This window comes from Nocardiopsis halophila DSM 44494 (genome assembly GCF_000341245.1).
GTDB classification, from domain to species: Bacteria; Actinomycetota; Actinomycetes; order Streptosporangiales; family Streptosporangiaceae; genus Nocardiopsis_A; species Nocardiopsis_A halophila.
Genome location: NZ_ANAD01000132.1, coordinates 21,004 through 40,285, shown reverse-complemented (window position 1 = coordinate 40,285; position 19,282 = coordinate 21,004). Strand labels below are relative to the sequence as shown.

Annotated in this window: 19 protein-coding genes, 2 tRNA genes, 1 other RNA gene and 2 pseudogenes; 16 read left to right on the top strand and 8 right to left on the bottom strand. The window is 71.8% G+C overall.

Annotated features, from left to right (window positions below):
- Positions 1 to 490 (bottom strand): annotated as a pseudogene (locus tag D450_RS0115530) (MATE family efflux transporter); the annotation flags it as partial.
- Positions 491 to 823: 333 nt separating this feature from the next.
- Between D450_RS0115530 and dnaB the strand changes: the two are divergent.
- Entirely contained in the window at positions 824 to 3,391 is a 2,568-nt protein-coding gene (gene dnaB / locus D450_RS0115525) for a replicative DNA helicase (RefSeq protein WP_017539580.1), read from the top strand.
- A gap of 221 nt (positions 3,392 to 3,612) precedes the next feature.
- A complete protein-coding gene (locus D450_RS33695; protein WP_161631149.1) occupies positions 3,613 to 3,828 on the top strand; it encodes a hypothetical protein in 216 nt (71 codons plus the stop codon).
- A 172-nt stretch (positions 3,829 to 4,000) separates the two neighbouring features.
- Here D450_RS33695 and D450_RS0115515 read toward each other — a convergent pair whose 3' ends face one another.
- The 5 genes from D450_RS0115515 to upp form a co-directional block, all read right to left on the bottom strand.
- Positions 4,001 to 4,207: a hypothetical protein gene (locus tag D450_RS0115515; protein WP_017539578.1), complete on the bottom strand. Its 207-nt coding sequence runs from the start codon at positions 4,205 to 4,207 to the stop codon at positions 4,001 to 4,003.
- A gap of 300 nt (positions 4,208 to 4,507) precedes the next feature.
- Entirely contained in the window at positions 4,508 to 5,026 is a 519-nt protein-coding gene (locus D450_RS0115510) for a PH domain-containing protein (RefSeq protein WP_017539577.1), read from the bottom strand.
- 19 nt (positions 5,027 to 5,045) lie between these two features.
- On the bottom strand, positions 5,046 to 5,210 hold the full coding sequence (locus D450_RS34010) for a hypothetical protein (RefSeq protein ID WP_017539576.1): 165 nt from the start codon (positions 5,208 to 5,210) through the stop codon (positions 5,046 to 5,048).
- Positions 5,211 to 5,373: 163 nt separating this feature from the next.
- Positions 5,374 to 5,598: a three-helix bundle dimerization domain-containing protein gene (locus tag D450_RS0115500; RefSeq protein WP_017539575.1), complete on the bottom strand. Its 225-nt coding sequence runs from the start codon at positions 5,596 to 5,598 to the stop codon at positions 5,374 to 5,376.
- 404 nt (positions 5,599 to 6,002) lie between these two features.
- The gene (upp, locus tag D450_RS0115495) at positions 6,003 to 6,656 is read right to left on the bottom strand and encodes a uracil phosphoribosyltransferase (RefSeq protein WP_017539574.1); all 654 of its coding nucleotides are present in this window, start codon (positions 6,654 to 6,656) and stop codon (positions 6,003 to 6,005) included.
- 236 nt (positions 6,657 to 6,892) lie between these two features.
- On the opposite strand from upp, the gene D450_RS0115490 reads away from it, so the two are divergent.
- The 8 genes from D450_RS0115490 to D450_RS0115455 all read left to right on the top strand — a co-directional run bounded on the left by D450_RS0115490 (position 6,893) and on the right by D450_RS0115455 (position 11,079).
- On the top strand, positions 6,893 to 7,402 hold the full coding sequence (locus D450_RS0115490; protein ID WP_017539573.1) for a tRNA adenosine deaminase-associated protein: 510 nt from the start codon (positions 6,893 to 6,895) through the stop codon (positions 7,400 to 7,402).
- 70 nt (positions 7,403 to 7,472) lie between these two features.
- Complete coding sequence (locus D450_RS0115485) at positions 7,473 to 7,970, top strand: tRNA adenosine deaminase-associated protein (protein WP_017539572.1); 498 nt, start codon at positions 7,473 to 7,475, stop codon at positions 7,968 to 7,970.
- Positions 7,971 to 8,029: 59 nt separating this feature from the next.
- Entirely contained in the window at positions 8,030 to 8,479 is a 450-nt protein-coding gene (locus tag D450_RS0115480) for a nucleoside deaminase (protein ID WP_394296827.1), read from the top strand.
- 10 nt (positions 8,480 to 8,489) lie between these two features.
- Positions 8,490 to 8,577, top strand: a tRNA-Ser gene (locus tag D450_RS0115475).
- A 530-nt stretch (positions 8,578 to 9,107) separates the two neighbouring features.
- Entirely contained in the window at positions 9,108 to 9,896 is a 789-nt protein-coding gene (locus D450_RS0115470) for an MHYT domain-containing protein (RefSeq protein ID WP_017539570.1), read from the top strand.
- Positions 9,897 to 9,920: 24 nt separating this feature from the next.
- The gene (locus D450_RS0115465) at positions 9,921 to 10,421 is read left to right on the top strand and encodes a phosphoribosyltransferase (protein ID WP_017539569.1); all 501 of its coding nucleotides are present in this window, start codon (positions 9,921 to 9,923) and stop codon (positions 10,419 to 10,421) included.
- Positions 10,422 to 10,535: 114 nt separating this feature from the next.
- Complete coding sequence (locus D450_RS0115460; protein WP_017539568.1) at positions 10,536 to 10,793, top strand: type II toxin-antitoxin system Phd/YefM family antitoxin; 258 nt, start codon at positions 10,536 to 10,538, stop codon at positions 10,791 to 10,793.
- A complete protein-coding gene (locus D450_RS0115455; protein WP_017539567.1) occupies positions 10,777 to 11,079 on the top strand; it encodes a type II toxin-antitoxin system RelE family toxin in 303 nt (100 codons plus the stop codon). Before D450_RS0115460 ends, D450_RS0115455 begins: the two co-directional genes overlap by 17 nt.
- A 103-nt stretch (positions 11,080 to 11,182) precedes the next feature.
- On the opposite strand, the gene D450_RS0115450 is transcribed toward D450_RS0115455, so the two are convergent.
- Positions 11,183 to 11,270 (bottom strand) — tRNA-Ser (locus D450_RS0115450).
- Positions 11,271 to 11,473: 203 nt separating this feature from the next.
- Here D450_RS0115450 and ffs point away from each other — a divergent pair.
- Positions 11,474 to 11,569: signal recognition particle sRNA small type (gene ffs, locus D450_RS32535), an RNA gene on the top strand.
- A gap of 123 nt (positions 11,570 to 11,692) precedes the next feature.
- Positions 11,693 to 12,874, top strand: a pseudogene (locus D450_RS35635) (DNA polymerase III subunit gamma and tau); the annotation flags it as partial.
- 1,318 nt (positions 12,875 to 14,192) lie between these two features.
- Here D450_RS35635 and D450_RS0115440 read toward each other — a convergent pair.
- Complete coding sequence (locus D450_RS0115440) at positions 14,193 to 15,332, bottom strand: methyltransferase domain-containing protein (protein ID WP_017539561.1); 1,140 nt, start codon at positions 15,330 to 15,332, stop codon at positions 14,193 to 14,195.
- A 157-nt stretch (positions 15,333 to 15,489) separates the two neighbouring features.
- Here D450_RS0115440 and D450_RS0115435 point away from each other — a divergent pair, with 157 nt between their 5' ends.
- The 4 genes from D450_RS0115435 to D450_RS0115420 all read left to right on the top strand — a co-directional run bounded on the left by D450_RS0115435 (position 15,490) and on the right by D450_RS0115420 (position 19,148).
- Entirely contained in the window at positions 15,490 to 15,840 is a 351-nt protein-coding gene (locus D450_RS0115435; protein WP_017539560.1) for a YbaB/EbfC family nucleoid-associated protein, read from the top strand.
- A gap of 154 nt (positions 15,841 to 15,994) precedes the next feature.
- Complete coding sequence (recR, locus tag D450_RS0115430) at positions 15,995 to 16,594, top strand: recombination mediator RecR (RefSeq protein ID WP_017539559.1); 600 nt, start codon at positions 15,995 to 15,997, stop codon at positions 16,592 to 16,594.
- Between the two features lie 224 nt (positions 16,595 to 16,818).
- The gene (locus tag D450_RS0115425; protein ID WP_026124535.1) at positions 16,819 to 18,090 is read left to right on the top strand and encodes an aspartate kinase; all 1,272 of its coding nucleotides are present in this window, start codon (positions 16,819 to 16,821) and stop codon (positions 18,088 to 18,090) included.
- Positions 18,087 to 19,148 (top strand): aspartate-semialdehyde dehydrogenase, encoded by a 1,062-nt coding sequence (locus D450_RS0115420; RefSeq protein ID WP_017539557.1) that lies wholly within the window; start codon positions 18,087 to 18,089, stop codon positions 19,146 to 19,148. Before D450_RS0115425 ends, D450_RS0115420 begins: the two co-directional genes overlap by 4 nt.
- Positions 19,149 to 19,282: the final 134 nt, after the last annotated feature.

The window sequence follows — 19,282 nt, the reverse complement described above, 5'->3', positions numbered from 1 at the left end:
GTCCTGCAGGCCGCGCAGTACANCCGGTCCCCGCCATGATCAGCAGCAGAGCGGGGGCGCTGAGCAGGCTCACCCGCAGGTAGGTCACGGCGTAGGGGGCGACGTCGTCCGAGGCGCCCAGCGCCTCGACCAGCCAGGGCCCGGCCGCGTAGCCGGCGGCGGCCACCGCCGCGCCGATGACCAGCGCCAGCCACAGGCCGTCGACACCGCTGCGCACCCCGTCGCGGACACGGCCGGCGCCGAAGCTGCGGGCGACCGCCGCGGTGGTGCCGTAGGCCAGGAAGATGCACAGGTTGGCCAGGGTCATCAGGATCTGCCCGGCCACCCCCAGCCCGCCCAGCGGGCGGGTGCCCAGCGTCCCCACGATCGCGGTGTCGGTGAGCAGCAGCAGCGGCTCGGCGATCAGGGCGAAGAAGGTGGGGACGGCGAGGTGGAAGATCTCGCGGTCGTGCGGGTGGCGGAAGGGCGGCGCGGACAGGAGTGCGGACATGGCCCTGCAACGGTACCGGACACGTGTTCGAGGTTCGGGCGCGCCGTCCACGGTGTGTCGAACGCCCTGTGGAAAACCTGTGGACGAAGATGTGTGCGGTTTCTTTCACGCACAGGCGGTGTACAGGGTATTCGCAGGTCATACCGTGTGCGCAGGGAGTGCGCCCGAGTTATCCACAACCGTTGTGCACAAGCTATCCGCAGGATCGCCGGAGTCGTCCACAGGATCTCCCCAGCGGCGTCCACAGGTCGCTTTGCCGAAGGGGCCGCCGGGTCGGGACAATCACTGGGGCCGGTGCGGGCAGACCACCGGCCGTCATCAGGGGGAGAGTACGTGAGCGTCGCCGAGCAGCCGCCGGAGCAAGGGGGGTTCGACCGCACCCCACCGCACGACATCCTGGCCGAGCAGAGCGTCCTGGGCGGCATGCTGCTGTCCAAGGACGCCATCACCGAGGTCGTCGAGATCGTGCGCTCCAGCGACTTCTACCGCCCCGCGCACCAGACGGTCTACGACGCGGTCGTGGACCTGTTCTCCCGCGGGGAGCCGGTGGACGCGATCAGCGTCAACGCCGAGCTGACCAAGCGCGGGGAGATCGCCCGCGTCGGCGGTGCGCCCTACCTGCACACGCTGACCGAGGCGATCCCGACCGCGGCCAACGCCGGCTACTACGCCCGCATCGTCGCCGACCGGGCGGTGCTGCGGCGGCTGGTCGAGGTGGGCACGCACATCGCCCAGATGGGCTACACCGGCGACGGCGAGGTCGACGACATCGTCGACCAGGCCCAGGCCGAGGTCTTCCGCGTCGCCGAGAAGCGCACGGGGGAGGACTACCTCCCGCTGAGCGACATCATGCCCGGGGCCCTGGACGAGATCGAGGCGATCTCCGCCCACGACGGCTCCATGACGGGCGTGCCCACCGGCTTCACCGACTTCGACCAGCTCACCAACGGCCTCCACCCCGGCCAGATGGTGATCATCGCCGCGAGGCCGGCGGTGGGCAAGGCGCTGGCGCTGGACACCGGGCTGCCGACCCCGCAGGGGTGGACCACCATGGGCGAGGTGGGCGTCGGCGACACACTGATCGCACCGGACGGCGCTCCGACCCGGGTGGTCGCGGCGACCGAGGTGATGACCGGGCGCCCGTGCTACGAGGTCGTCTTCGACGACGGGACCACCGTCATCGCGGACGGCGAGCACCAGTGGCTCACGGACACACGGGCGTCGCGCCGGACCGCGCGCGGTGCACCGGAGGTGCGGACGACGGCGGAGATCGCCCGGACCCTGCGGTGCGCGACGGCCGACGAGAGGGTCAACCACTCCGTCGCCAACACGGCCCCGTTGGCGCTGTCGAAGAGGGACCTGGCGGTTCCGCCCTACGTTCTGGGCGCCTGGCTCGGCGACGGCCACACACAGAGCGCGCGGATCACGACGGCCGACCCCGAGATGGTCGGCTTCATCGAGAACGACGGGCTCGTGGTCAAGGAGGTCGGACAGGGCTCCATGACCTACGCCGTCAGCCTGCCCGACGAGGCACCGCAGGCCGAGGAGCGCTCGTGCGTCGTCTGCGGCACGGCCTTCATCCCGCAGCTGCCCCACGTGAGGACGTGCGGCCAGTCGTGTGGAGGGAAGGCGCGCTTCGTGTCGGACCCGGTGCCGCACACCACGTGCGCCGACTGCGGCAAGAAGTGCTTCGCCCGATGGCGCTGCCGGGCGTGCACCGACGACCACGGAAGCTTCAAGGCTCTGCTCAGGAAGATCGGTGTCCTCGGCGACAAGCACATCCCCGCCGAATACCTGCGCGCCTCCGAGGCGCAGCGCCGGGCGCTGCTCGCCGGTCTGCTCGACACGGACGGGACGGTCACTCACGCCGGATGCGTGCAGTTCTCTGTCGTCAACCGCCGTCTCGCCGAAGACGTCCGCGAACTCGTCCACAGCCTGGGCTACCGGACGGGCATGTCGGTGAAGAGGGTCGCCGGGAGGAGTGAGGAGACCTCGCTCTGCTACACGGTCACCTTCAGCCCGCGCGATCCGGTCTTCCGTCTGGAGCGGAAGGTACGCGCGCTGGAGGAGCGCACCGAGGGCCGCTCCTTCGGGCGGTGCGGACGCAGGTTCATCGTCGAGGTCCGTCCGGTCGAGAGTGTTCCGGTCCGCTGTGTCCAGGTCGACCACCCGGACCACATGTACCTGGCGACGCGCTCCATGGTGCCGACGCACAACTCCACACTCGCCCTGGACTTCGCGCGTGCCGCGTCGATCAAGAACCAGTTGACCTCGGTCTTCTTCAGTCTGGAGATGGGGCGCAACGAGATCGTCATGCGCCTGCTGTCGGCCGAGGCGCGCGTGCCGCTGCACACCATGCGCTCGGGCCTGATGACCGACGACGACTGGCAGCGCCTGGCGCGCAGGATGGGCGAGGTGGCGGGCGCCCCGCTCTTCATCGACGACTCCCCGAACATGTCGATGATGGAGATCCGGGCCAAGTGCCGCCGGTTGAAGCAGCAGCACGACCTCAAGCTCGTCGTGGTCGACTACCTGCAGCTGATGAGCTCCTCGGGCAGGGTCGAGAGCCGTCAGCAGGAGGTCTCGGAGTTCTCCCGGTCGCTGAAGCTCCTCGCCAAGGAGCTGGAGGTCCCGGTCATCGCGCTTTCGCAGCTCAACCGAGGTCCGGAGCAGAGAACGGACAAAAAGCCCCAAGTGAGCGATCTACGTGAAAGTGGGTCGATCGAGCAAGATGCTGACATGGTGCTTTTGTTGTACAGAGAGGACGTTCACGACAAAGAGTCCCCTCGGGCCGGTGAGGCCGACATCATCGTGGCCAAGCACCGCAACGGCCCCACCGCCGAGGTCACCGTCGCCTTCCAGGGGCACTACAGCCGCTTCGTCGACATGGCCCCCGGATAGCGCCGACCCGGCAGGCCCGCGGCCCCGCCGAGCGCGGCCAGCTCGGTCCGGTCGGCGGTCCCGGCCGGGTACGAGCCGGCGTGCCGCCCCCCCGGGTCGGGGCCGAGGACCTGGCGCTGATCCCGCCCATTGGGCTGCGCGGTCCCGCTCCCGGGTACTGGAAGCGGGTCCACACGCCGCCGGCCGCCCCCGGCGGCCGTCCCGTCCCCCGGGAGGAGGGGGTGCGGACGCTGCAGGAGGCCTTGACCCGTGTCGCCTCGGGCCGGAGCGGGATCCCGCTGTGCGGGGCGACGGCCGAGGACGACCGGCGCGGCGACATCGCGTTCGTGCCGGTCTCCGGGCTTGCCGATTCCGCGCTCGCCCTGGTCTGGCCGAGGGGGAAGGGGACGGCGGAATTGCAGGATCTCGCGCCGGTGCTGACCGTGTGTGATCGGTGAATCGGCCGGCGCGGAGGCGCGGGGCGTGAATTTCGGGCGGCCCGTCGGGGGATTCATCGACGTGTCGATTCCGCGCCGGGGCGCGGATCGGCCGGAGGCGGAGGCCGGAAACGAGTGAAGGGGCGACCGGGAGGTCGCCCCTTACACGGCGTCGGCACAGTGGCGGACGCGGTCAGATCCAGCGGGCCTGCGGCCGCGTGCGGCCGTCCGCATCGGTCACCAGCACCCAGGTCATCGTCGGGCGCTGCACGGTCTCCTCGGAGGCGCGGGGCGCGGGAGGAGCGGCGTCGGCGCGGCGCAGCTGACCGGGAGCGCGTCGCACCACGGTCGGGCGCGTGCGGCGCCGCGTCGGAGCGGGGCGGCCGGTCTGAGCTGCCATGCTCTGCCTGCGAACCATGGCGGCACCCCCTTCGTCTATCGCAAGAGACCTTACGTTAACCCTTCGTTCACCTGAGAGTCAACTCGGATTCCCTGAATGGCGGGGTTCCGTGGGGCTTTACCCGGGATCTTCGCAGGTGGGTCCGGGGTCCGCCATGAAGGTGAACAGAAGGTGAATAGAAGGGGGCGAGGCGGGTGAACGGGGAGGGGAGCGGTCGGGGCGGACGCGTCGGCCCCGGGCGCACGCGAAGGGGCGCCCGCCGAACGGCGGACGCCCCGATGCCTCTGCGGGTCTACGGCCTCACTTGCCCTTGTCGGGGAAGATCAGGCCGACGACCTCGAGGTAGAGCTGCTCCGGGTAGGGCACGAAGTTGATCCGGCTCAGGGCCTGGTCCTGGCCGGCCGACTCCATGACGAACGTCCCGTAGCCGAGGAAGCGGCCCACGAGGGACCGCTCGAACCTCATGTCGGTGACCTTGCCCAGGGGCATCATGTTCACCTGGCGGGTGATCAGCCCCTGGGTGAGCAGCAGCCTCGCGGAGGTGATCACGAAGTAGTCCACCGACCACTCCGCGACCTTCCAGACGAACCACACCAGCACCAGCAGCCACACCCACCAGATGACGGCCAGCGCGGTCGGCGTTGCCGCCAGCGCGGTGTTGCTCAGGATTCCGGCCATGATCAAGGCGCCCAGGACCAGCGCCACGGGCGTCATCAGCACGGCGGGGTGCCGCCGGATGGTGACGACGTCCTGTTCGTGGGGCAGCAGATATCGGTTGACGGATGCGGGAGCCCGGTTCGTCGAGGCTACGAGCTTCATGGCCGCATGTTCCCTCGGGTCAAGCGCTGAGCGCGTTCACGAAGCGCGACAGCGACTCGGCCGCGGACATGAGCCCGCCGAGCCCCGTCTGGATGACCCCCGCCGCGCTTTCGGGTTGAGTGAGCAGGTAGAAAGCAACGAAGGCGATGAGGGCGTACCCCAGCCATTTTTTCAACTTGGCCATGACCGACTCCCCAACAATGCAAGCTGACCCACCAACCCAAGGTGATTGTTACACCGACAATCGACCCCGTAAAGCCAGATGCCCGCTTTCGGCGTGGCGTGACGCACGTTGGACGTGTGGTGCTGGTCACGTTCCGTGGCGGTGGAGCCCCGGGGAGGCGCCCCTAGCGCCGCTCCGCGAAGGCCAGGGCGAGTACCTGGAGGTGCTGGCGGGCGATGCGCTCGACCAGGTCGGGGGCGGCGCGTCCGGTGACGTCGAGCGCTCCCTGGCGTGCGGCGCCCACGCATCTGTCGATGGTGGACCGCTCGTGCACGCCGGAGAACTCGGCGCCGAGCCGGTCGGCGACGGGGGCCAGTTCGCGGTCTGCGGTGTCGGTGTGCTCGGGCATCGCACTCCTCTGAGGGGCAGTGAGCTACGGCGCTCCGTGCTCGCTTGGTCTCGGTCGGTGAGCGGCCCCGGGTGCAGTGGGGCCCGGGGAGGCGGCGCGGTGTGGGGCCGGCGCCGCGGGGCAGGGGTTTCGGTCGGGTCGGGGCGGCGGTCGGGTACGGGTACCGAACAGGATCACTCTAGGGGGTCACACCTCTGTATCGGAAACAATTCGACTGGTCAAAGTCGTGTCGCGGACGGGTGTTCGGCGAGGTGCGCGGAGGGTGCGCGGTGATCGCCGCACGGGCCCCTTCTTCCCCCTTTTCGGTCATTCATTCCTTCCAGGGGCGACCTATACAAAAAAGCGCCCGTTCCGTGTCGGAACGGACGCTCACCCGGAGGGCTCCCGCCGAGCGGATCAGGACATCAGACGGTGCCGTACAGGCGGTCTCCGGCGTCCCCGAGGCCGGGGATGATGAAGCCGTTCTCGTCCAGCTTCTCGTCGACCGCCGCCGTGACCACCCGCAGCACCGCGCCGTGGTCGGTGCCCAGGGTCTCGCCGAGCCGGTCCCGCACCGCCTGCAGCCCCTCGGGCGCGGCCAGCAGGCAGATCGCGGTCACGTGGTCGGCGCCCCGGTCGACCAGCAGCTTCAGCGCGGCGGCCAGGGTGCCGCCGGTGGCCAGCATCGGGTCCAGGACGTAGCACTGGCGGCCGGACAGGTCCTGGGGGAGGCGGTCGGCGTAGGTGGCCGGCTGCAGCGTCTCCTCGTCGCGGGCCATGCCCAGGAAGCCGACCTCGGCGGTGGGCAGCAGCCGGGTCATACCGTCCAGCATGCCCAGGCCGGCCCGCAGGATCGGCACCACCAGCGGGGTGGGGCGGCTCAGCTGCACGCCGGCGGCGGGCTGCAGCGGGGTGTCCACGGTCACCTGGCTGACCCGCACGTCCCGGGTGGCCTCGTAGGTGAGCAGGGTGACCAGTTCGTCGGTGAGGCGCCGGAAGGTGGGCGAATCGGTGCGCACGTCGCGCAGGGTGGTGAGCTTGTGCGCGACCAGGGGGTGGTCGACGACCAGGGTCTCCATTGAACACTCCGGGTGAGCTGCTGAAACGTGCGTGATCCGGCGATCGAGTCTATCGGCGCGCACCACCGCTTCCTCCCGGTGCACACGATCTTCGCCATCCGGTTCCTCCCGGTGCCGGATGTCCGATCTAATGGGGGATGCAGTCGCTCCCCGCGGCGGCGTCCGGGGCTACGATGGCGCGGCCGAAGGGCTTCTGCGATCCTGGCCCGATCACGACCGGCCTTGATGGGGTGGCGATGACGGAACTCGACGAGAACGGCGGGCTTCCCGGGGAGGGCGACTTCGCGGCGGTCGCCTACCGCGAAGACGACCTCTGGGATGTCTACCTTCTTCCCGAGGCCCTGACCCGCGACTTCAAGGGGCTGCTGCACGCGCTGCGCCAGCAGCCCAGCATCAGCGGGGCGATCGGGCTCGTGTCGGTCGGCGACGACTTCTTCATCATCGCGCGCGTGTACGGCCACGACAACATCACCGTGTTCCTCTCGGACGTGACGGCGTCGGTGGACTGGCCGGTGGCGCGCGAGGTGCTGGACTTCCTGGACATCGACGTGCCCGACGACGAGGACCTGGACCAGGTCCTGCCGGCGGGGGACCTGTCCATCCTGGCCGACCTCGGGCTGGAGGAGATGGAGCTGGGGGCGCTCGCGGGCGACCTGGACCTGTACCCCGACGAGGTGCTGGCCAGCGTCTCCGAGCGGCTGGGATTCCAGTTGGCCTTCCAGCGTGCCCTGGACACCATGGGGTAGACAGGCCCACGACGGTCACGGGGAGGGGCCGGGGCAGGACGGTCCGAAGCGAGCAGCCCGGGAGCACCAGGTGTCGGTCTTCTCAGCGGTCTTTTTCCGCGCCACGGGGGAGTGGGGGTCGGCGGAGGTCGACCTCGCGGACGCCGAGGGGGTGGACGACCTCGCCGATGCGATGCGCGACACCGCCGGCGAGCACGCCCCCGGCTCCGAGGACGGGACGATGGTGCTGTTCCTGGAGGCCGACGACGAGTGGTTCGGCATCGTGCGCCTGGACGACCGCGAGGACCCGCGGGTGTTCCTGTCGGACGCGCGCTTCGTGCACGAGAACGAGATCGCGGCCATGCTGCTGGACAGCGGCCAGATCGAGGCGCCCGAGCAGGTGGAGGGGACCGGGCAGAAGCCCCTTCCCGACCCGGGCGGTGACGCCTCGCTCCTGGACGACCTGGGCACGCCGGCCGGCGAGCTGCGGGGCCTGGCCCTGGCCGAGGGGGCGCTGCCCGCGGACGTGCTCGCCGAGGTGGCCGCCCGCGCGGGGTTCGCCGACCGCCTGGACGCTCTGAGGATGTGACGGTGGCCGGATACGGGGCCGGTCCGCTCCTGGACCGCGCCGTCCTGGACGCGGCGCTGATGCGCGCGCTGGACGAGGGGCGGCGGGCGGCCGACGTCGGGGACGTCCCGGTGGGCGCGGTGGTGCTGGACGCCGCCGGGGAGGTCCTGGCGGTGGGCCGCAACGAGCGCGAGGCGGCCGCCGACCCCACCGCGCACGCCGAGGTCGTGGCGCTGCGGGCGGCGGCACGCGAGCGCGGCGAGTGGCGGCTGGGCGGCTGCACGCTGGTGGTGACCCTGGAGCCGTGCACGATGTGCGCGGGCGCGGCCGTGCTCTCCCGCGTCGACCGGGTGGTCTACGGTGCGCGCGACCCGAAGGCCGGGGCGGCCGGGTCCCTCTTCGACGCCCTGCGCGACCGCCGCCTGAACCACCGCCCGGAGGTGGTTCCCCCGGACCTCGTCGGCCCCGAGGCGGCCGATGCGTGCGCCCGGCTGCTCGCCGATTTCTTCTCAGGGCGACGTTTCCGGTAGGCTCACCCTCGGTGGAGTCGCCTAGTGGCCGAGGGCGCTCGCCTCGAAAGCGAGTGTAGGGCAACCTACCGTGGGTTCGAATCCCACCTCCACCGCCAAGGGCCCGGGTTCACGCAGGTGAGCCCGGGCCTTCGTCGTGTCGGGGGGGGGCGTGCTCCCCTTCGCCTTGCACATTCATTGCACACGCGGCGGAGCAAGGCTGCTCAGGCGACCGCCTTCAATCGTGCCGCGTCCGCGGCGTCTCCGTCCCGTGCGGCCGCCACCGCAGGGACGGTGCACCGGCCGGTCGCTCCGCCGATCCTCGGGAACGCCGATGTGGTGTACGTCATGGTTTCCGTTGTCGGGTGATGCGTGCGACACATCTGTCGTGACGGTGGGTCACGGTTGTCTGAGAAGTCTGAGAACGGCTGTGAGCCCTGAGTGGCCGGGGTGTGCGGTCTCCGTGACGAGGGCTCGCGAAGCCCGCCGATCGTCCTTTCGCTCCTGAGGGTGAACGGATTTCGGAACGTTCGTTTTAGGAGGGGCGGTTGTAACAAAACGTTGGCCTTGGCATGATCCGACGCGCTTTCCGTACCAACGCCCCGGCCCGTCCCCGCTCCGACGGGACGTTGAGGGAGAAGACGCGCACATGATCGAACACGCGGCGCTCGGCTGGTGGACCCCCGCACTGGCCTACGGCGTCTCCGTCCTCGGCTCGTTCATCGGGCTGATGTTCGCCACCCGGGCCCGGTCCGCCGAGGGCGCCTCCCGCTGGGGCTGGCTGGCCCTGGGCGCGGTCTCGCTCGGCGGCGCGGCGGTGTGGTCCATGCACTTCATCGCGATGATGGGCTTCCGCGTGAGCGGCATGCTCATCCGCTACGACGCCTGGCTCACCGTCGCCAGCGCGGCCGTCTCGGTGGCCATCATGGCCGCGGCCCTGGCCATCGTCACCGTGTGGCGGGGCGTCCCGGCCCTGCTGGTCGGCGGTGCGACGGCCGGCGCCGGGGTGGTGGCCATGCACTACATGGGCATGGCCTCGATGCGGATGGACGGGCGGATGCACCACGTCCCCGGGTTCACCGTCGCCGCCTGCGTCATCGCCGTGGCGGCCGCCACGGTCGCCCTCTGGTTCGCCCGGAACCTGACCAAGAGCGGATCGATCGTCGCCGCCGCCTTCCTCATGGGGGTCGCGGTCTCGGCCATGCACTACACCGGGATGATGGGGGTCCGCGTCTCGGGCGGTCCCGGCATGTCCTCCACCCCGGAGGGGATGACCGCCCTGGACTTCCTCACCCCGATGATCCTGGGCCCCGGGCTGTTCCTGGCGCTGAGCGCGCTCCTGCTGCTGGCGCTGCCGGAGGAGGAGCGCACGGGGCCGGAACCGCGCGTCCGGTCCTCGGCGGCGTTCGCGGGGCGCGATACTGGGGTGCGGTCCTGACCTGCACCATGCCGAGGGGGCACCGTGAGCGGCGACGTCCGTGAGAACCTGACCTACGAGCTGTTCGGCACCGCCGTGCGCGAACTGGCCCAGACCATCGCCGACGACGGCTTCGAGCCGGACATCGTCCTGTCCATCGCCCGCGGCGGGCTGTTCGTGGCCGGCGGCCTGGGATACGCCTTGGACGTGAAGAACCTGCACGTGATGAACGTGGAGTTCTACACCGGGGTGGGCGAGACCCTCGACATGCCGGTGATGCTCCCGCCGGTGCCCAACGCCGTCGACCTGGGCCGCAAGAAGGTCCTGGTGGCCGACGACGTCGCCGACACCGGCAAGACGCTCAAGCTGGTGCACGACTTCTGTGCCGAGCACGTGGCCGAGGTGCGCAGCGCGGTGATCTACGAGAAGCCGCAGTCGCTGGTCAAATGCGAGTACGTGTGGAAGCGCACGGACGACTGGATCAACTTCCCGTGGTCGGTCGAGCCCCCGGTCGTCCGCCGCGAGGGCCAGGTCCTGGACGCCTGATCCCGCGCGTCGGCCCTGCGCGTGGCGGGCGAGCGCGTCCAGGAGCGCCAGGCGCCTGGTGACCGGCATGCGGGTCACCAGGCCCATGTCCCAGGCGAGCCTGTAGTGGAAGCGATGGCCGAAGTGCGCAGTCACCTTGCGGACCTCATCGATCGAGCCCGGCGCGAGGAGACGCCCACCGTCATTACGCGGCGCGGCCGTCAGGAGGCTGTGGTCGTCGACGTTGATGAGTACAGGCGGCTGCGCCATATCGAGGAAGAGGCCGAGGGCGCCTGGCTGAACAGCCTTGCGGACGACTCCGAGGCCGAGGGGAGAGAGGCGGCGGTCTCCCTTGAGGAGATGGCGGCGCTGATTCGTGACGGCGAGCAGTGATTCTGTGGGGTACGTTACGAGGTCTGCGCCGCGGGCCCAGCGCGAGATGCTCAGGATCCCCCGCTCAGAGGCGTTGCGCATCCTGTACCGCTTCACCGAACTGCGGAAGGCCATGGATGCGGGCGACACGGAGGGCTTTGGCACCAAGGCACTGCAGGGGCATAAGGCGCGCTGGAGGCTCCGGATAGGGAACTACGGAGCCGTCTATACGGTCGATGGCGGTCGGCTGAGGGTGTGGGTTCTGGCCGTTGGCGACCGCCGGGACGTCTGCCGCGGGCAGTACTGAGACGGGCGTCGTCCGGGGCGTGCGAGGCCGGAACCGGGGCCCGGACATGAACAAGGCCCCGACCGCGCACCCGGTCGGGGCCTTCGTTCTGCCTCGTAGAGGCTGGCGGAGGATACGAGATTCGAACTCGTGAGGGGTTGCCCCCAACACGCTTTCCAAGCGTGCGCCCTAGGCCTCTAGGCGAATCCTCCGAGAACAACTCTACATGCCATGAGGGAGTGCTTCGAACGTCTTCCTGGGGTCTCCGGGGCATCGATGTGTCGACAGGGGGACACGGTGACTCGGCGCCCCAACGACAGGGAGACACGGGGTGCAGGGCGGCGGGGGCCTCCCGTCGTCCCGTCCGGACCCGCGCGGCCGTGCGGACCGGTCGCAGCGTCCTATACAGTGGGGGGCAGACCCCTCGTGCGGCGTCATCTTATGAACCTCCCCAGGGCCGGAAGGCAGCAAGGATAAGTAAGCTCTGGCGGGTGCGCGAGGGGTCCTTTGTGTTTCCCTCACCCCCGCAGGCCCTGCAGGCGTCGGCCCCGGTTCGCCGAACGCGGCGCGTCCCGTCGCCGGGAGGGGGTTGAATGGGGGGCGTGGATGCGACCGAGGGAGCCGTGAACACGCCGTGAGCATCGCGCTGTACCGCAAGTACCGGCCCGCGACGTTCGGGGAAGTGCGCGGGCAGGAGCACGTGACCGACCCGCTGCGCCAAGCGCTGCGCAACGGCCGGATCAACCACGCCTACCTCTTCAGCGGCCCCCGGGGCTGCGGGAAGACCTCCAGCGCGCGGATCCTGGCCCGTTCGCTCAACTGCGACCAGGGGCCCACCCCCGACCCGTGCGGGGAGTGCGAGGCCTGCGTCGCCCTGGCGCCCGACGGGCCCGGCAGCATCGACGTCATCGAGATCGACGCGGCCTCGCACGGCGGTGTGGACGACGCCCGCGACCTGCGGGAGCGCGCCTTCTTCTCGCCCGTCAACTCGCGCTACAAGGTCTACATCATCGACGAGGCGCACATGGTGACCCGCGAGGGGTTCAACGCGCTGCTCAAGCTCGTCGAGGAGCCCCCGCCGCACCTGAAGTTCGTCTTCGCGACCACCGAGCCGGACAAGGTCATCGGCACCATCCGCTCGCGCACCCACCATTACCCCTTCCGGCTGATCCCGCCGAGCACGCTGCGCGAGCTGATGGAGGAGATCCTCACCGAGGAGGGCGTGCCCTTCGACCCGGCCGCGCTGCCGCTGGTGGTGCGGGCCGGGGCCGGGTCGGCCCGCGACTCGCTGTCCATCCTCGACCAGCTGCTGGCCGGCTCCGACGAGCAGGGCATCAGCCGCGACGGCGCCGTGGCGCTGCTCGGCTACACCGACTCCTCGCTGCTGTCCGAGATGGTCGACGCCTTGGGCGACCGGGACGGGGCCGCGGCGTTCTCCCTGATCGACCGGGTCGCCGAGGGCGGCCACGACCCCCGCCGGTTCACCGCCGACCTGCTGGAGCGGGTGCGGGACCTGGTGGTGCTCGCGGCCGTGCCCGACGCCCTGGACAAGGGGCTGATCAACGTCTCCCCGGACGCGGTGGACACCATGCGCGAGCAGGCCTCGCGGCTGGGGCCGGCCGAGCTGACCCGCGCGGCCGAGGTGCTCAACCAGGGCCTGACCGAGATGCGCGGGGCGACCTCGCCCCGGCTGCAGCTGGAGCTGACCTGCGCGCGCATCCTGCTGCCCGGCGCCGCCCCGGCGGGCGACGCGGGTGCGCTCGCGGCCCGCCTGGAGCAGGTGGAGCGCCGCGTGGCCTCCGCACCGGCGAACCCGGCCCCCGCGCCGCAGGCTCCGGCCCCGTCGGCACAGTCGGCACCTCCGGCACAGGCTCCACAGGCCCCTCAGGCCCCGGCTCCGGAGCCGCAGGCACCCGCGCCTGCGCCCGCGCGCCCGGAGCCGGCACCGCAGCCCGAGCGGCCCGCACCGCCCCGGGAGGAGCCCCCGCGTCCGGCCGCGAGGGACGACGACTGGCCCGAGGCCGTGCGCCCCGGCGAGGGCGGCCCCCGGCAGGCCGCGCCCGAACCGCCGGCGCCCGCGGCCCCGGCGCCGCAGGCCGCGCCGTCGGCCCCGGCCGCGAGCGGCCCCGTCGACGTCGGCACGCTCCAGGCCTCGTGGGGCCGGGTGATGGAGGCGGTCAAAGGGCTGCGCCGGTTCACCTGGATGGTGCTCAGCGGCAGCGACGTGCGGCCGGTGGGGATCGAGGGCACCACCGTGCAGCTCGGCTTCGGCCGTCCCAACGAGGCCAAGGGCTTCTCCAACAGCGGGAGCGACGCGGTCGTCGCCAAGGCGATCAAGCAGGTCCTCGGTGCGGAGGTACGGGTGGTCGCGGTGACCGGCACCGACCCCCAGGCGTCCGCGCCCCCGGCCGCTCCGCAGCGCCCCGCCCCGCAGCCTTCGGCGCCTCCGCCGTCCCCGCCCTCCCCGTCGGGCGGTTCCCCCGGCGGCCCCGGAAGTCCCGGCGGAGGCGGCGACGCCGGAGGGCCCTCGGGCCCGTCCGGAAACGGCTCCGGGAACGGTTCCGCAGGCGGAGCCTCCTCGGCCTCCGGCCCTGCCGCCCAGCAGGCCCGCCGCATCGCGACCGGTCTGGAGGAGCCGCCGCCCGACCCCTATGAGGACGCGGCCGCGGCCCCCCCGCCGGACATGGGCAACGGTCCGATGGGGCAGGCACCGCCCCCGCCCCAGGAGCCCGACGAGCCGGACCCCGAGAACNGGCCCCCCGCCGCCCTCGGCGCTGTCCCTCATCGAGTCCGAGCTCGGCGGAAAGAAGATCGACGAGATCGACCACAACGCCGGCTGACCGAACCGGGCCCTGTAGGGACCGCGGACCGGTGCCCGGCGCCCCGGCCGAGCACGGCGGCGAGGACACGGCCGTACGGCCGTGTCCTCCGCTGTAGGGGCGCTCTGCTCCAGGGGTCTGCGGCCGAGCGGCGGGGTGCGCTCTGGCCGATGGAAGCCGCCCCGCTCTCTTCGCGGCGATGGCAAGGCGGCGGGGCGCCCGGGTTCCACCACTCCACCGGCGATTCGGTGGGGTGGCCGTCTCTGCGACGGATCCGCCGGGGCGCCTCTCACCCTCCTCCCGCCCCCCTCCCCCTCAGTCCTGGTCCCAGCCGGCGCCGTCCGGGGTGTCCAGCCATACGCGGTGGCGGCCGTCGGCGGACACGGTCAGCCCGAACCGGTCCGGTCCGGGCCCGCCCAGTGAGCGCCACTCCTCCTGGGCGGCCTCCACCTCGTCCCACAGCGAGCGCGGTCCGGCCTGCTCGGCCCGCCACGCCGTCCCGGCGGGGACCACCTGGGCCCAGGACCGTCCGTCGTCGGAGGCCAGCCAGAGCCGGCGCCCCGTCCCGCCGGGCGCCGGGCGCAGCCCCATCCGCCACCGGGGCACCATCACGGTGACCGGGAACGCCGTCGCGAACCGGGTGAGCGGGGCGATGGGGTCGCCGCCGTGCAGCAGCCGCGTCTCGTCCGGCTGGGCTTCGGCGGAGGGGGCCGCCGCGGGCGGCGGGCGCTGGGAGCGCAGCGGCATGAACCCCAGCCCGCCCAGGAACGGCCCGCTCGCCGACCCGTCCCCGTGCACGGTGAGCCGGGCCAGCACCCCCGCCCCCTCCATCGCCGTCCAGGGCAGCACCACCAGCCCGCCCGGCACGGTCTGCTCGATCCAGGCCCGCGGCACCCGGGTGGCGGCGCAGGTGGCGACCACCCGGTCGTAGGGGGCGCCTTCGGCCAGGCCGTGCTCCCCGTCGCCGTGCACGGTCCGGGGCGAGCGCCCCGCGCGCACCAGGCCCGCCCGCGCCGCCTCCAGCACCTGCGGGTCGATCTCCACGCTGGCCACGCGGTCGTCGCCGAGCCGCGCCGCCAGCAGTGCGGCGGTCCACCCGGTGCCGGTGCCCACCTCCAGCACCCGGTCTCCGTCCCGGAGCCCGGCGGCCTCCAGCATCCGCGCCACCACGCCCGGGGCCGAGCAGGAGGAGGTGGGCACGCCTTCGCCCCGGTCCGCATCGCCGTCGTCGATCCGGGTGACGATGGGCGCGTCGGCGTAGGCGGCCTCCAGCCACCGCTCGGGGGCGCGGTCGGCGTCCAGCGGCGCCCCGGAGGTGGTGACCGCGCCGTGCAGGGGAACGAAGAAGTGCCGGGGGACGGAGCGGAAGGCCGAGACCAGCCGGCGGTCGCTGAGCGCCCCCGACGCGGTGAGGGAGTCGATGAGCGCACGGTGGCGCCGCGCGGCGCTGAGCATGGCGTGTCGTCCCCGTGGGTTCGCGGCACAGGGGCGGCCGGCGGCCACCCGTCCCATGGTCCCCGGAGCGGGCGCGCCGGTAAACCCGTGGCGGCTAGTCTCGGCAGAGTCGGCAAGCGATCCGAGGAGAAGTGGGCAAGTGAACCCTGGCGGCGGAATGGACATGCAGGCGCTGCTGCAGCAGGCGCAGCAGATGCAGCAGCAGCTGATGGAGGCCCAGCAGGAGCTGGACGAGGCCCGCGTCGAGGGCTCGTCGGGCGGCGGCCTGGTGACCGTGACGGTCAACGGCCGCGGCACCGTCGAGGACGTGAAGATCGCCCCCGACGCGGTGGACCCCGAGGACGCGGCGGAGAGCGCGCAGACCATCGCCGACCTGGTGCTGGCCGCGGTGCGCGACGCCGAGGCGGCGGTCGAGCGGCTGCAGCAGGAGAAGATGGGACCGCTGAACGACGCGCTGGGCGGCATGCCGGGCGCGGGCGGCGGCATGCCGGGCCTGCCCGGCATGTAGCGCCGAGGGCGGGGCGGCCCGGAGCCCCCGGCGGCCCGGGCCCCTGCCGCACACCCCTCCTGCGGAGCGCGTCCGGCGCGCGCCGCCCGGGAGCACGCCGTGCGCGTCCTGGGCTACGGTGGGAGGGCGACAGCTGCGACACCTTGGGTAGGCGATGTACGAAGGCGCGGTCCAGAACCTGATCGACGAGCTCGGGCGACTCCCCGGCGTCGGTCCCAAAAGCGCGCAGCGCATCGCCTTCCACCTGCTCGCCGCCGAGCAGGCCGACGTCAAGCGCCTGGTCAACGCCCTGGTCGAGGTCAAGGACCGGGTCCGCTTCTGCGAGGAGTGCGGCAACGTGGCCGAAGAGGAGCGCTGCCGCATCTGCCGCGACCCGCGCCGCGACGAGGCCGTCGTCTGCGTGGTGGAGGAGTCCAAGGACGTCGTGGCCATCGAGCGCACCCGCGAGTTCCGCGGCCGCTACCACGTGCTGGGCGGAGCGATCAGCCCCATCGAGGGGGTGGGCCCCGACGACCTGCGGGTCAAGGAGCTGATGACGCGGCTGTCGGACGGCCGTGTCACCGAGCTGATCCTGGCCACCGACCCCAACCTGGAGGGCGAGGCGACCGCGACCTACCTCGCCCGCCTGGTCAAACCCATGGGCCTGAAAGTCACCCGCCTGGCCAGCGGGCTGCCCGTCGGCGGCGATCTGGAGTACGCCGACGAGGTGACCCTCGGCCGGGCCTTCGAGGGCCGCAGAAGCCTGGAGTTCTAGGTCACATTCGCGGGCGCTCCGGCGGCCGGACCGCCGTGGCCGGCGCCGCGTCGACCGAGTTGACGGGGTCGTTTCGCCGGAACCGCGAATAAGGTCCCGCAATCCGGGTAAACCCTGCCCTCGGTGCCTTTCTGCCCAGGTGGGAGGGCATCTCCCACCCCCCGTACCGCTCGCTACACTCCATTACTGATCACCGTGAATCCCAATCCTCAGGAGCGCCGACCGTGGCATTGATCGTGCAGAAGTACGGTGGCTCCTCCGTCGCCGACGCGGAGGCCATCAAGCGGGTAGCCCAACGGATCGTCGCTCAGAAAAAAGCGGGATACGACGTGGTCGTCGTGGTCTCGGCGATGGGCGACACCACCGACGAGCTGCTCGACCTGGCCGAGCAGGTCTCTCCGCTGCCCCCCGGGCGCGAGATGGACATGCTGCTGACGGCCGGCGAGCGCATGTCGATGGCGCTGGTCGCCATGGCCATCGGGAACCTCGGCTATGAGGCCCGCTCGTTCACCGGTTCGCAGGCCGGCGTCATCACCACGTCCCTGCACGGAAACGCCAAGATCATCGACGTCACCCCCGGCCGCATCCGCGAGGCCCTGGACGAGGGCTCGATCTGCATCGTCGCCGGCTTCCAGGGCGTTTCGGAGGACAGCAAGGACATCACGACGCTGGGCCGCGGCGGTTCGGACACCACCGCGGTGGCGCTGGCCGCCGCCCTGGAGGCGGACGCCTGCGAGATCTACAGCGACGTGGACGGCGTGTTCACCGCCGACCCGCGCATCGTGCCCGCGGCGCGCCGCATCCCCAAGATCTCCTACGAGGAGATGCTGGAGATGGCCGCCAGCGGCACCAAGATCCTCCACCTGCGCTGCGTCGAGTACGCGCGGCGGTACAACATCCCGCTGCACGTGCGCTCGTCGTTCAGCCAGAAGCCCGGAACCTGGGTCGTCTCCGAAGTCGAGGAAAGCGAAGGCATGGAACAACCGATCATCTCCGGCGTCGCGCACGACCGCAGCGAAGCCAAGATCACCGTGGTGGGGGTCCCCGACCGCGTCGGCGAGGCGGCCACCATCTTCAACGTGCTGGCCGAGGCCGAGATCAACATCGACATGATCGTGCAGAACGTGTCGGCGGCCTCCACCTCCCGCACCGACATCTCCTTCACGGTCCCCGACTCCTCCGGCCAGACCGCCATGGCCGTGCTGAAGAAGGTCCAGGAGAAGGTCGGCTTCGAGTCGCTGCGCTATGACGACAAGATCGGCAAGGTCTCGCTGATCGGCGCCGGCATGCGCTCCTACCCCGGGGTGACCTCGCGCTTCTTCGACGCGATCGCCGGGTCGGGGACCAACATCGAGATGATCTCCACCTCGGAGATCCGCATCTCCGTCATCGTGACCGAGGATCAGGTCGACTCGGCCGTCGCGGCGGCGCACAGCGAGTTCCGGCTCGACGCCGACCAGGTCGAGGCCGTCGTCTATGGAGGTACCGGCCGATGAGCAACCGTCTTCCCACCCTGGCCGTCGTCGGTGCCACCGGCGCCGTCGGCACCGTGATGCTCGACATCCTCTCCACCCGGGAGAACGTCTGGGGCGAGATCCGCCTGGTCGCCTCCCCGCGCTCGGCGGGCAAGCGCCTGACCGTGCGCGGCGAGGAGGTCGAGGTCCAGGCGCTGTGCCCGGAGGTCTTCGACGGGGTCGACGTCGCCATGTTCGACGTGCCCGACGAGGTCTCCAAGGAGTGGGCGCCGATCGCCGCCGAGCGCGGCGCGGTGGCCGTGGACAACTCCGGCGCCTTCCGGATGGACCCGGACGTGCCCCTGGTGGTGCCCGAGGTCAACGCCGAGATGGTGGCCCAGCGCCCGCGCGGCATCATCGCCAACCCCAACTGCACCACCCTGTCGATGATCGTGGCGATCGGCGCGCTGCACCGCGCCTACCGCGCCACCGACCTGGTGGTCGCCTCCTACCAGGCCGCCTCCGGCGCCGGCCAGGAGGGCATCGACACCCTGCGCGACCAGATGTCGGCGGCCGCGGCCGACCGCACGCTGGGCGAGCGGGCGGGCGACGTGCGCTCCGCCGTCGGCGAGCTGGGCCCCTTCCCCGCGCCGCTGGCGCTGAACGTGGTGCCGTGGGCCGGGTCGCTCAAGGAGGACGGGTACTCCTCCGAGGAGCTCAAGGTCCGCAACGAGTCCCGCAAGATCCTGGGCCACCAGGACCTGCGCGTCTCGGCGACCTGCGTGCGCGTCCCGGTCGTCACCACGCACGCGCTGTCCGTGCACGCCACCTTCGACCAGGAGGTCGACGCCGGCAAGGCGCGCGAGCTGCTGGCCTCGGCCCCCGGCGTGGTGGTGCAGGACGACCCGGCGGCGGGCGAGTTCCCGACCCCGGCCGACGTGGTCGGCACCGACCCGACGTGGGTGGGGCGCATCCGCCGCTCCATCGACGACCCGCGCTCGCTGGACCTGTTCCTGTGCGGGGACAACCTGCGCAAGGGCGCCGCGCTGAACACGGCGCAGATCGCGGAGGTCGTCGCCCAGGAGTTCGTCCAGGGCTGAGGCGGACCCCGCCGGCGTCCGGGGCCCGGCCCGCGCACCGCGCGGGCCGGGCCCGTTCCGGGCCGCTCGGCGCCTCCTCTCGCGTTGATCTCGGGGAAGTCGGCCTTATCAGGGCCCTGATAAGGCCGACTTCC